Raw genomic sequence first — 11,160 nt, forward strand, 5'->3', positions numbered from 1 at the left:
TGTCTGTTATGAGCCAGGGGCAAACGTCCGATATCGCGTATCGTTTTGGCTCCCTGCCGCATGCATCTTCATCATAGTCCGTGACCGTTACAAAATCGAAGGACAGACCCGAAGAGCCGGATCGGCTCTGAGAATCTGTCCATCAATTTGTGATCGGGTCTGTTTTTTTCGGTCTGTCTTCTTTGCTCAGGCTGTTTCCAGAGGCAAGAGACAGAAGGATACAGATACGGATTTTTTTATATCTTTATCTTTGCTCCAGAGCGCTTTCTCTTTGCTCTAGAGAGCTTCACTGGATTCGATTTGTGCTTACCGCTTATTTCTTGTCATCGAGTTCGGTAATGGTGATGGATTCGATGACCGGCTGATCTTCCTTGGAAATGGAGCCGTTGTTGTCGGTCGGCTTCGCGGATTCAGCAATCTGGTCTACGACATCCATGCCGCTGGTTACCGTTCCAAATGCGGCGTATTCCCCGTCGAGGCTGGACGCATCTTCCTGCACGATAAAGAACTGACTGCTGGCGGAATCCGGCTGGTTGCTTCTGGCCATGGATACGGTTCCGCGCACGTGCTTGAGGGAGTTGTCAAAACCGTTGGATTTGAATTCGCCGTAAATGCTGCGGGAGCTTCCGCCGGTTCCATCGCCGCGCGGATCGCCGCCCTGAATCATGAAGCCGTCAATAATACGGTGGAAGGTCAGGCCGTCGTAAAAGCCTTTTTCGGCCAGGTTGACAAAGTTGTCTACGGTTTCCGGAGCGATGCCTTCGTCCATGGTGAAGATGATTGGTTCATCGTAGCCGGAAATCTTGATTTCGGCCTGGTACTGCTTGCCGCCCGGTTCCGACTTGGAAGCCCGGGTAGCCACTTTGCTGGAAACGACCGATTCAGTCTGGCTGCTGGCAATGGAAGAGGTGACGCTCGATACGTCGGCGTTGCTGGTGTCGTTCGTGCTGCCGGCGCATCCGGCCGCAAGCAGAGCGGCAGCGCCCAGGCAGGCGGCTTTTGAAACAAATCTGCTGAATTTCATACTGTTTGTCCTCGCTGTTCTATCTTTTCATCGGATCCAGGATCCGTTTTTCCTTCTGATCGGATCCATCCAGATGTTTTGTCTGTTTTGATCCGTGAATTGTTCTTTTGATTTTCCTTACGCAAAAAAACGATACCGTCGTTTCTTATCCGCTTTCGGAAAATCCCCTGTCCATGGTACCTGAACGGAAACGATTTTGAAATGGGATTCACGGCTGGAAATGTATGGAATCCTCTTTTTACGGTAGACTGAACACATGATCAAAGCTGGAATCATTGCTGAATTCAATCCCTTTCATGACGGACACCGCGAAATCATTCGACAGGTACGCGAAACGCTTCATCCCGATCAGATCGTCGTGGTCCTTTCCACATGGTATTCAAGCCGCGGACTGCCTTCCCTTCTTTCTCCTCAAGAGAAAACCCGTATGGCCATCGAAGCGGGCGCCGATCTGGTGATCGCGCTGCCTGCCGCCTACGCCATGCAAAGCGCCGACTATTTTGCGCTCTACGCGATCGAAGCCCTCAAATGTGCCGGGGTCAATACGCTCTGCTTTGGATCGGAGCTCGCGGATCTGGCCGTTCTGGAAGAAAAATCCAGACAGCTGAAAATGCTCGAAGCTGTTCCCGGCCGCTCACATGTACAGAACGCCGTTTTAAACGGCATCGATCTGCGGCCAAACGATATTCTGGCGGTGCAGTACATTCGCTACGCCCGGTCGTTTGGCATGGCGGTCGTGCCGTTCCCCCGCAACTTTTCACTCAAATCCGCCACAGCGATTCGAAAAGACTTTTTCGCCAACATTCCGCAAAAAGGCGACGCGCTCTATCATCCCCGACAATCGTGGCAATCGTACTATCCGTATTTGCGGATGCAGCTGCTCATGAGCGATCCGAAGCGGTTAAGCGAGTTTTTCCTTTGCGAGGAAGGCATCGAATACCGTCTGATCGAAAGCGCCAGAAAAAGCGATACGTTTGAAGGCTTTCTGAAGCATGCCGTTTCCAAAACGTATACACGGGCAAGAATACAGAGAACCTGCATGATGATTTTGATGCAGATCTCTAAAAGGGAGATGAAAGAGCATCCGTTCTTTTTTAAAGTTCTGACGCTTGGCTTCAATGACCGGGGACAGGCACTGTTAAAGTCGCTGCCCGGCGGATTGAAAGCCGCCAGCCGTATGGCCGATCTTTCCCCCTGGCTTCAGAATCTTCTCAATAAGGAAATGCGTCTGTATTCGCTGATCGATCAGAAACCAGCCGCCTGGACGCTCGTTTTACCGCACACCCTTTCTGCCTGCTCTGAATTTTCTTCCTCCAGTACAGCGGAAGCGGACGGTTCGGATGCGTCGATTCGACACGCTCTCCTGGCCGAACTTCACACGTATTTCTGTCCGGTTTTGTAACCCGATCCTTTTTCCTTTAGAAAGGAGTTTTCTATGTTTCACCGTCCTTCTTCTCACCGCCACAAAAAGGCTGTCCTCGTCTCCCTTTTCGGGGCTGCAGCTGGGCTGTCTCTGGTCTGGTACGAACACCAGCTGCCGCCCTGCCGCAAACCGAAAGTTTCACAGGAACCGTATCCTTTTGGACTGCTTCTGGGCTGTTCGGTTCACGATGACGGCAGCCTGGGGCGTGAAATGAAACTGCGCTGTCATCTGGCGATCGATCAGTATTTGCAGGGCAAATACCGCACGCTGATCATTTCTGGCGGTGCGGTCCGCAATCCGTACGTGGAAGCGGAAGTGATGGGTAACTACATTCATGAACTTTGTCCGCAGCTGCCGATCCTGCTGGAAACCCGGGCGCAGAACACCTGGGAAAACATGAAATACGCTAGAGAAATGATCGGTGATCAGCCAATCCTGATTCTGACGGGCGGCCTGCACGCCCGACGTTCGAACGCGCTGGCCAGACAGTTCTTTTCGAACTGGGCAATGGAGAGCGCACCGGATTTCACCTGGAAAAAAGCCGGACGCGAGGCGATTTCCCGAATCATCTATTTATGGATTGAGCTCAAGAAGACATTCAAACGGCAGTAACAAGGAAAGGACAGAATCCTCTCTTCCTGCTGCCTTCCGATCGTTCACCCTCTACGCAAAAACGGGCCGCACGGCCCGTTTTCTTATATGTATTGGCTGTGGTTGTCTGTAATGGTGATCTGTATAGAAATCTGTACAGAGATTTGTGCATCGCGTCTTTTAAAAAGAAAGAAGAGCGGTCGGATTCGGTTCTGACACTGGAATCTATTTCGCGTTTCGCAGAGCTTTCCATTCTTCCCTTGTCATGCGGTTGATCACTTCATCACGGAATTCGCCAAGCAGCAGTACAAGGACATGCTCTTCCGTTTTGAAAAAGCAAAAGCCAAGTTTGGCCTGTGCTCTGGCGGATTTGGAATTGCCGGTATAATGCGCGCACCAGATCTGATCGAGCCACAGATCTTCAAAGCCATAATCGATCAGCATGTTTGCCGCTTCTTCCACATAGCCATGGCCCCAGTATGGCTTGCCGATCCAGAAGCCCAGTTCCTTGTCGTATGGGGATGCCCCCTCACGCTGTTTCAGCTTGGGCACCATCAGAGATATGGCGCCGATTGGCGTCGACGTTTCTTTTAGGCAGATCGCAAAATCCAGCGGATTACTCAGCACACTTTCGATAATCTGCCGGCTCTCCTCTTCGCTTTGGTGAACGGGCCAGCCGGCGGCCGGTCCGACATCCGGATCATTTGCGAGTTCGTATAATACCTGAGCGTCCTCGGCTTTCCAGGGACGCAAAATCAGTCGTTCACTCTGAAATTCCATTGTCTTTCTCCTTTCTCAAGTGCGTTCTTCGCCGCCGTTTCGACCCGTTGGCTTCGAGCTGTTTCTGGAACGAAAAAGATGTCGAAGCATTTCTGGTCAGCGGAGCAAAGCGAAGTTTGATTTCTATCTTAGCAGGGCGTTTGAAAAGCGAAAAGCGGCCGCTTGAAATTCCATGAAAAAAGCAGAGTTCGAACGCACGGCGGATGCGTCCAAACTCTGCCGTTTTATTTTGTTTTGATGTATGGGTCTGCTCTATCGGCTAAAGCATTTTCCTTCAGAGTCGGGATTGACTACTCGAAGTTTTCGAGACCGTACCAGGCGATGCCTTCACCTCTCCAGCCAAGTTCAATCAGGTATGTATGTTCCTTGAAGTTGGTTGTGAAGTTGTGGTTTGCACTCTTGGCGTTCGGGTTGTATTCACGCCATACTTCTACGGCCTTGTTGTCATCGGAATACCAGCCGATGCCTTCGTCTTTCCATCCCTGGTCAACCAGGTAGTTTTTCTCGCGTTCACTCAGTGTGTAGAGGTGATCGCCGGCATTCGGGTTGTATACGCGGTAAACCGGAGTATTGGATTTCTTCGGAGCGATCCAGCCGACTCCTTCACTCTTCCAGCCGACTTTCGCAAGGTAGTCGCGTTCTCTGGAGCTGCTGGTGTAGAAGTGTTCGCCGGAATTCGGGTTGTAAAGACGGTACATTTCCATCCGGTTGGCATCGGATTTGGACTGGTAAGTCAGACCGGAACCGCGCGGATAAACGACATCGGTTGTGGAATACATGCCAGTTGCATCATCATACTTGTAAACGTTGACTGGGAGCTGTCCGCTGGCACCAAAGGTCCCAAGTGCAACTTCCATACCGGCCAGGATGTTTGGTCCATAGGCTTCGTTAGCACCGGTTGCGCCGCCGATGATGGCTTCGGTCGGGTCAACTCCGGTACCCTTGTTGCCGTAAACAGCCATGACTGCCTGAGCATCTGGATACCACTGGGTATCATATGGTTTGTCCGCAGACATGATGATAGCCTTTTTGCCTTTTTCCCTCGCGTATTTCACGATTTCATTTGGTATTTTGCTCGACCAGTGCCTGCCGCCCATGCGGGCTGCGCTGGAAACTTCGGTAACGGCCATTACATAATCGGCCGCATCAATTTTTGCTTTTTGTTCGTCGGTCAGTTCAGCCTGGCCTGTGTATACGAAATAATCCAGTTTCGCACCGTTTTCTACGGTATCGGCATCTTTGCCGCGGTTCCATGCGAGGGAGATCAGGCCAGGTTCGTTGGAATAAGGAGTAGCTACGAGAACGGTTGTGTCCTTAGTAACTTCCATTGGCAGAACGTTGTCTTCGTTGCGGGTAACGGTAACGCCGCGGGCAGCGATTTCACGTTCAGCCTGTTTGTTTTCGGCGCAGCCGACAACTTCTTTGGCTTCATCGATGGAATAGTCATTTTCGTTCCAGTCCAGAATGCCTTTGCGGGCTTTCAGGGTCAGGATACGGGTGCAGGCGTCATTCAGACGTTCCTGAGTAAGCTTGCCGTTGGCAACTTCCTGTTCGCAGTAGTTGATGACCGCGTCGAGATCTTTCAGGTCGTCCTTGCAGTACAGAACGGTTGGCATGCAGATCAGGTCGGCGCCGGCTTCCATGGCTACAGCAACACGCTGCGGCTGGGACCAGACTTTGGCAACACCTTCCATGTTCATGGCGTCGGTGCTGACTACGCCTTCAAAGCCCATTTCGCCTTTGAGCAGGTCAGTGATAATTTTCTTGGACAGAGTCGCCGGGAGCTGTTCTTCCTGGTTTGTCAGATCCGAGTGAAGCGTTGTATTGTCGAGAGCCGGATACAGGATATGTGCGGTCATGATCATTTCGATGCCTTCGTTGATCGCTACTGTATACGGTTTCAGCTCGTTGTTTTTGATTTCCTCGACCGTCTTGTCTACGATCGGCAGGCCATAGTGGGAGTCTGTCGCCACATCGCCATGACCTGGGAAGTGTTTGGCACAGCCGATTACGTTGTATTCAGAAAGGCCAGCAATTTCGGCAGAAGCCATAAGACCAACCTGTTCCGGATCATCGCCAAAAGAACGAAGACCGATAACCGGGTTGTTCGGGTTGTTGTTGACATCGACTACCGGTGCGAGGTCGGTGTTGATACCGAGTACGGAAAGTTCAGAACCGATGATTTCGCCGATTTTCTTTGCATCATCGGTATTGAAGGTAGCGCCGACAGCCATGTTGCCTGGCAGAGCTGTACCGGTGCCCAGACGGGAAACAGAGCCGCCTTCCTGATCAACGGAAATCAGAAGCGGAAGTCCGCCGTCGCTGATGGCTGCTTTCTGCATATCCATCGCGAGGTTGTAGGACTGCTCGGTTTCCTTAACGTTGTTGGCAAACAGAATAATGGCACCAAAGTCGTAGTCCGCGATAATCTGTTTAACCTCATCGTTCATTTCGGTGAAATCCGTTGCGGTGTCGTCACTGGTTCCCCACTTACGGAAATCCGGCATGATCATCTGTTCGATTTTCTGACGGGTCGTCATTTTGGAGATGATGTCGTTTACGCGCGCTTCGATCGCTACGTCGCTGTCTTCAGCGGCCATGATCGGCGTTCCGGATGCGAACATCATCGAGCAGGCTGCTGCACAGCTGACAGCCGCCGCTGCCGTGCGCTTCAGCGCTCTACGGAATGAGTTTCGAATCATATCTTCCATCCTTTTCATAATTTGAGTAAAAGAAGTACGCAGTTAAAAGGCCAACTCTTGTAACCGTTTACTTCTTTCCTTCATATCTATGATAACGCTAATGATATATGCAAACTATTGCATTAATTGGTAACTGTGAAATGTCTATTTCCTAATTTGTATAACAATTCCAAACAATTTGTTTTATTTTACTCCCGTTATCTATTTAAATAATTCAAGACAGTGTCAAACGATCGTGCAGACAGAATTTGACTATGCCTTTCTGCATTTTATCCGCTCCCCTTTTCTTCGATGCCTATCGCTGAAAATGAAAAAAAGCAGGATCTGCAGAGGGAAAATCCGTCTGTAAAACCTGCTTTATGCAGTTTGATAAATCGTTTTATCCGTGTGGTTTTCTGATGAATCCGACAGGATGCAGACAATCCATTTTGTATAGATCATCCGCAAATTCAAATTCATTTCTGAAAACGGAAGCCGTTGGAACGCTGGCGATTGATCACGCCGCACAGTTCCTGCTTTCTTGGACGGGCTAAATTGCCCTTTCCAAAAAAGCTCATGCCGTTTTCATCCGCAAGATTTTCAAGCTCCTCAGCGATCTCGTCGATCGTTTTCTGATTATCGACCAGATTGCGCTGCGCATAGACGATCATTTTTCCGATCGCCGCCGACTGCTGGGAATCGGCAAGCTGTTCGAGGGCGCGCAGATCGATCGGCTCTCTGGCAATCGAAAGCGAATCGAGCGCGGATGTTTTGACCTTGGCCTTATCCTGACAGAGCGCGTCGTTCTTTTTCAGAATCCGTTTGTTTGGAGTGACAATCGGCGGATAGTCGCTGGTCTGCGGTTTGGCAAAGGCAGCCGCTTTTTCCCTGGCCAGTTTTGTAATGTCGTACGGCTTGTATTCTTTCATCTGGATAATCGTATCTGCCTTATCAAAAAACAGACCGCTGCTTCCCGCAACGAGCACGGTGGATACGCCCTGATCGGCAAGTTCACGAATGCGGGCAATGTACGGAATAATCGGCTCTTCTTTTGGGGAAACGACTTCGCTCATCAGCTCATCGCGAATCATGAAGTTGGTTGCGGATGTATCTTCATCGATCAGAAGCGCCTGGCTTCCGGATTCGAGCGCTTCCGCTACATTAGCCGCCTGACTCGTCGATCCGGATGCGTCTTCACTGACGAAATCTTCCGTGGATTTACCGCCGGGCAGACTCTGAATAAAGGAAGAAATGTTTTCATGATGAACGCAGCGGCCGTCTTCGGCGCGCACTTTCATCGCGTCATTGCGGGTAATGACATACTCACGGCCATCGCCTTCAATATGATCGTAAACACCCATTTCCAGCGCCTGCAGCAGCGTCGATTTTCCATGGTAGCCGCCGCCGACAATGAGCGTTACGCCCTCGTCAATGCCCATGCCTTTGATTTTTCCGGCATAAGGCAGATCGAGTTCAATTTCTTTTTCCGGCGCGCTCACAAACCGAATCGCGTCCTCCATCGGCAAAGCGCTTGCCCCGCTCTTACGCGGCAAAATCGCGCCGTTGGCCACAAAGGACACGAGATGTCTGTCCTGAAGCTGTTTACGAATCGCCTGCTGATCCACAGACAGCTCATACACCCGCTGCAGATGCTCTTTTTCCGCTGCCGTCAGATTGGCGTAAATCAAGGACGATTCCACTAAAGGCGGCAAAGTATCAAATAAAAGCATCACCAGCCCCTTGGCCAGAATCGAACGGCCTTTGGCAGGAAAGCCTGCGTTGAGCCGGAAAATCAGCGAACCGTTTTTCGGATCGATCTGTACTGCAGAACGTTCAAGCACTTCCGGACAGACCGAACTGCACGTCAGTGCGCCTGATTTTCCAGAACCGGAGCGGCGCACATCCGCCTGTTTCAGCTTCCGGCCAAACAGCCGCAGCAGTGCATCCTGCAAAGCAATCCGACAGGTACGGTTTTCGTAAAGATGCGAAGGAAAGCCTGGATTTTCGATGTGAATCGAAATGTCCGATGGGGAAGCAAACGGGTCGGACTGCACATGGTCGATGGAAAGCACATAGCTTCCAAAGTCCCACTTTCCTTTCAAATCCCGATACGCCGGATAGCCTCTTCCGTTTATAGCGAGGATTTTTGCTTTCAAAGCTTTGGCCGTATTCATACGCTCACTCCTTCTGTTTCCTGTTCCGTTTGTGCATTTCCGTCCTGTCCGATCTCTGCCCTCTTTCGTATCGGAAAGTCAGAGGGAACGATTTTCCAAAGGGAAATATGGAGGAATTATTCACAATTTAGCGTATTCATCGTACATCCCTGCTTTGGCGTCCTCCTTTTGATCTGCCCAGAATCGTCTTATCCTGCTCCAGCCCCTTCCTGATAATGGCGAACTGCGCTTCCGTTCGAAATGAGTTCTTTACAAAATGGGCTTTGGCGGCATTTGTCTTAACGCCTGCCATTATCCTATCTTATTATATTTCATCATGAATTTTTATTTATTCGTACATTTTATTCGGTTATATAATTTCATTTGCACAGTCGTCGACTTATTTGTTCTTTTCTATAGAAAATCCTGCTGTGATAAGGCTCTGTACTCCAGAGGCAGGACAATGGGCACGAATGAAAAAAACTGTCGTCATGAAGGCAGACGACAGAGGCAAAGCATTTCTTCTGGGGTTGCCTTTCTGGAAAAGGGAGAAAGGAAACGAACATCCGACAAAACCACCCGATTTGTCTATTCACAATAGAAGATCTGCTCAAGATCATGAACGGCATTAGTAAAAATCAGATCCTGCGGATCGTACGGCTGTTTTGTAGAGCCTTCAATATAGGCGCCCAGATCGTTTACACGGACCTGAACGATGACGTAATCTTCATCCGCAACCATTTCGGTATCGCAGTCTCCATACGGAAAAACACTGCCCAGTTCATCGCTGATTTCGGCCATAATGGCGGCGCGTGCCAGTACACAGGCCATCTGTCCGCTCATTCCGAGCGTTTCCTGCGTATTAAGGAAGAAATACATCGTCATGGCCGAAACCGGTTGATTTTCGGCAGGCGCTTCCACTTCCACGATAAGGCCGACATAGTAGTAATCTGCATAACAGGCAGACTGAACATAAGAGACAGATTCACTGTCTTCCTGCTCTTCGGACGTTTCAAAGTAAGCTGAGGGATCGTCCTCAATTGCGTCGAGCGTGGAATCGTTCTGTTCCGCAATCGGAGCAGAGTCTGAAACGGGTTTGGAAGGTTCCGTTTGGGAAGACGATCCAGTGTTTCCGGGCCGATTTGAAGATTCGGAGGAATCCGCCTTTTGTGCGGCTGGATCGGATTTTTCCGAAACTGGATTGCGGGTCTTCAATTTGCTGGTATCGGACTGCGGATGACTGGACGGATCTGTCGCCGGCCTGACATTCGTATCGTTTTGCGGTTCGTACGTTTCCAGGAGTACCGATGTCTGACTGGACGGATCGGCGAGCGCAACGGTTGGTTTGGATGAACTGCCGCATCCGCTAAGAAGCAGCAGTGTGGATGCGAATGCAGCGACAAAACCTTTTTTCATTTGAAATTGCTCCTTTCCCCCTTTTGTTTTTCCTTTTTTTAAAGGGATTTCCTGCAGGACTCCTCTTTTCTGTATGATATGTCGTTCTGGATATATTCAGAATACTGCATGAGATTTTGAAGCAATTATCGGGGTGAAATATCACAAAACTAATTTCGCTTACGCCCTCAAAACCATCCAGCAAAAAGAACCGCTTCGAGTTTTGAAGCGCTCTGCCCCCCGTCAAGCAGACACAGGAATGAATAAAACTCGCTCAAGCATTTCGCACGAATTATGCCAAAAGCTTTTGTTGTTTAGAGCGGGCGGATTGCCCTCCTTCTGTCGTATCGCTCACAGTGAGGAGGTCTCACAGGTTCCAGGTTCTGGCAAGGGCTTGAGCGAAGCGTCCCTTGGCAGGTTCTGGGTTCTGTGAAATCTTTGAGCGCGAGTGGTATGACGGGAGGAGCCCCCCTCTCTTCTTGAGAGGAGTGAACCGCGCTCCAGCCGCGCAGGCTGGTCCCGGCGAAGCCGACAATAACGCCAGCTATACATGAACAGCCTTTTTGGTTCCATAACGCGAAAGCTTCAGGAGGAACTATCTTACTGCTGGCTGGGACCCAGTTATAAATCTGTGTATACGTGCAGCCAAAACGATGAGCGGTTTCCTGATAATTCTTATCGTTTTCAAGACACTGCTTTACCGCTTCGATTTTCTGCTCTTTGGTGAATGATTTTGCAGAGTTCTTCTTTCGATTCGGCGTTTTCGTTCCTCCCTTACATGGAGAAATCGTATCGCCTTTCAGCCAGCGGCGGATTACTGAGACGGCAGAAATATGATATTTCAGACAGAGCTGACTCAAAGATGCTTGCCCTGAACGATATTCCGCAATCACTTTCTGTTTCAGCTCAGAAGAATATCTTTTATTTACGCTAGGTGTGATCAATCCGGCGGCACCATCTCGCCTATAGATTCCAACCCATTTGGTGATCGTTTTCGAGTCAAGAATGCCGTACTGTTTGCAGAGTTCAGCAGACCCCACACCGGAGATATATTGTTGAACGTAAGTGTCAAACAATCGACGGGTATACGCGAGACTGAATATTAGATACGCT

At 50.1% G+C, this 11,160-nt stretch carries 8 protein-coding genes; 2 read left to right on the plus strand and 6 right to left on the minus strand.

Going from position 1 to position 11,160, the window contains the following annotated elements:
* Positions 1–313: 313 nt before the first annotated feature.
* Positions 314–1,024 carry a peptidylprolyl isomerase gene (locus tag Q2J39_RS05285; protein WP_255658122.1) on the minus strand — a complete coding sequence of 237 codons (711 nt, stop codon included), beginning with the start codon at positions 1,022–1,024 and terminating at the stop codon, positions 314–316.
* A gap of 256 nt (positions 1,025–1,280) precedes the next feature.
* On the opposite strand from Q2J39_RS05285, the gene Q2J39_RS05290 reads away from it, so the two are divergent.
* Both Q2J39_RS05290 and Q2J39_RS05295 read left to right on the plus strand, forming a co-directional pair.
* A complete protein-coding gene (locus tag Q2J39_RS05290; protein WP_288339262.1) occupies positions 1,281–2,426 on the plus strand; it encodes a nucleotidyltransferase family protein in 1,146 nt (381 codons plus the stop codon).
* A gap of 33 nt (positions 2,427–2,459) precedes the next feature.
* Complete coding sequence (locus tag Q2J39_RS05295; protein ID WP_230266708.1) at positions 2,460–3,059, plus strand: YdcF family protein; 600 nt, start codon at positions 2,460–2,462, stop codon at positions 3,057–3,059.
* A 204-nt stretch (positions 3,060–3,263) separates the two neighbouring features.
* Here Q2J39_RS05295 and Q2J39_RS05300 read toward each other — a convergent pair whose 3' ends face one another.
* The 5 genes from Q2J39_RS05300 to Q2J39_RS05320 all read right to left on the minus strand — a co-directional run.
* The gene (locus Q2J39_RS05300; RefSeq protein ID WP_288339261.1) at positions 3,264–3,818 is read right to left on the minus strand and encodes a GNAT family N-acetyltransferase; all 555 of its coding nucleotides are present in this window, start codon (positions 3,816–3,818) and stop codon (positions 3,264–3,266) included.
* Between the two features lie 290 nt (positions 3,819–4,108).
* Positions 4,109–6,520 carry a glycoside hydrolase family 3 N-terminal domain-containing protein gene (locus Q2J39_RS05305; RefSeq protein ID WP_230266706.1) on the minus strand — a complete coding sequence of 804 codons (2,412 nt, stop codon included), beginning with the start codon at positions 6,518–6,520 and terminating at the stop codon, positions 4,109–4,111.
* Positions 6,521–6,975: 455 nt separating this feature from the next.
* Positions 6,976–8,673, minus strand: coding sequence for an ABC-ATPase domain-containing protein (locus Q2J39_RS05310; protein WP_288339260.1), 1,698 nt, complete (start codon positions 8,671–8,673; stop codon positions 6,976–6,978).
* A gap of 567 nt (positions 8,674–9,240) precedes the next feature.
* Complete coding sequence (locus Q2J39_RS05315; RefSeq protein ID WP_230266704.1) at positions 9,241–10,068, minus strand: hypothetical protein; 828 nt, start codon at positions 10,066–10,068, stop codon at positions 9,241–9,243.
* Between the two features lie 293 nt (positions 10,069–10,361).
* A partial coding sequence (locus Q2J39_RS05320; protein WP_288339259.1) for a transposase occupies positions 10,362–11,160 on the minus strand: 799 nt, incomplete at its 5' end.

Origin of the sequence: uncultured Allobaculum sp. (assembly GCF_948576815.1) — a bacterium.
Lineage (GTDB): Bacteria > Bacillota_I > Bacilli_A > Erysipelotrichales > Erysipelotrichaceae > Allobaculum > Allobaculum fili.

Excerpts from the sequence above, each read along its gene's own strand:
- Q2J39_RS05290 (WP_288339262.1), top strand. The coding sequence starts at position 1,281 with ATGATCAAAGCTGGAATCATTGCTGAATTCAATCCCTTTCATGACGGA.
- Q2J39_RS05300 (WP_288339261.1), bottom strand. The coding sequence starts at position 3,818 with ATGGAATTTCAGAGTGAACGACTGATTTTGCGTCCCTGGAAAGCCGAG.
- Q2J39_RS05310 (WP_288339260.1), bottom strand. The coding sequence starts at position 8,673 with ATGAATACGGCCAAAGCTTTGAAAGCAAAAATCCTCGCTATAAACGGA.
- Q2J39_RS05285 (WP_255658122.1), bottom strand. The coding sequence starts at position 1,024 with ATGAAATTCAGCAGATTTGTTTCAAAAGCCGCCTGCCTGGGCGCTGCC.
- Q2J39_RS05305 (WP_230266706.1), bottom strand. The coding sequence starts at position 6,520 with ATGATTCGAAACTCATTCCGTAGAGCGCTGAAGCGCACGGCAGCGGCG.
- Q2J39_RS05315 (WP_230266704.1), bottom strand. The coding sequence starts at position 10,068 with ATGAAAAAAGGTTTTGTCGCTGCATTCGCATCCACACTGCTGCTTCTT.
- Q2J39_RS05295 (WP_230266708.1), top strand. The coding sequence starts at position 2,460 with ATGTTTCACCGTCCTTCTTCTCACCGCCACAAAAAGGCTGTCCTCGTC.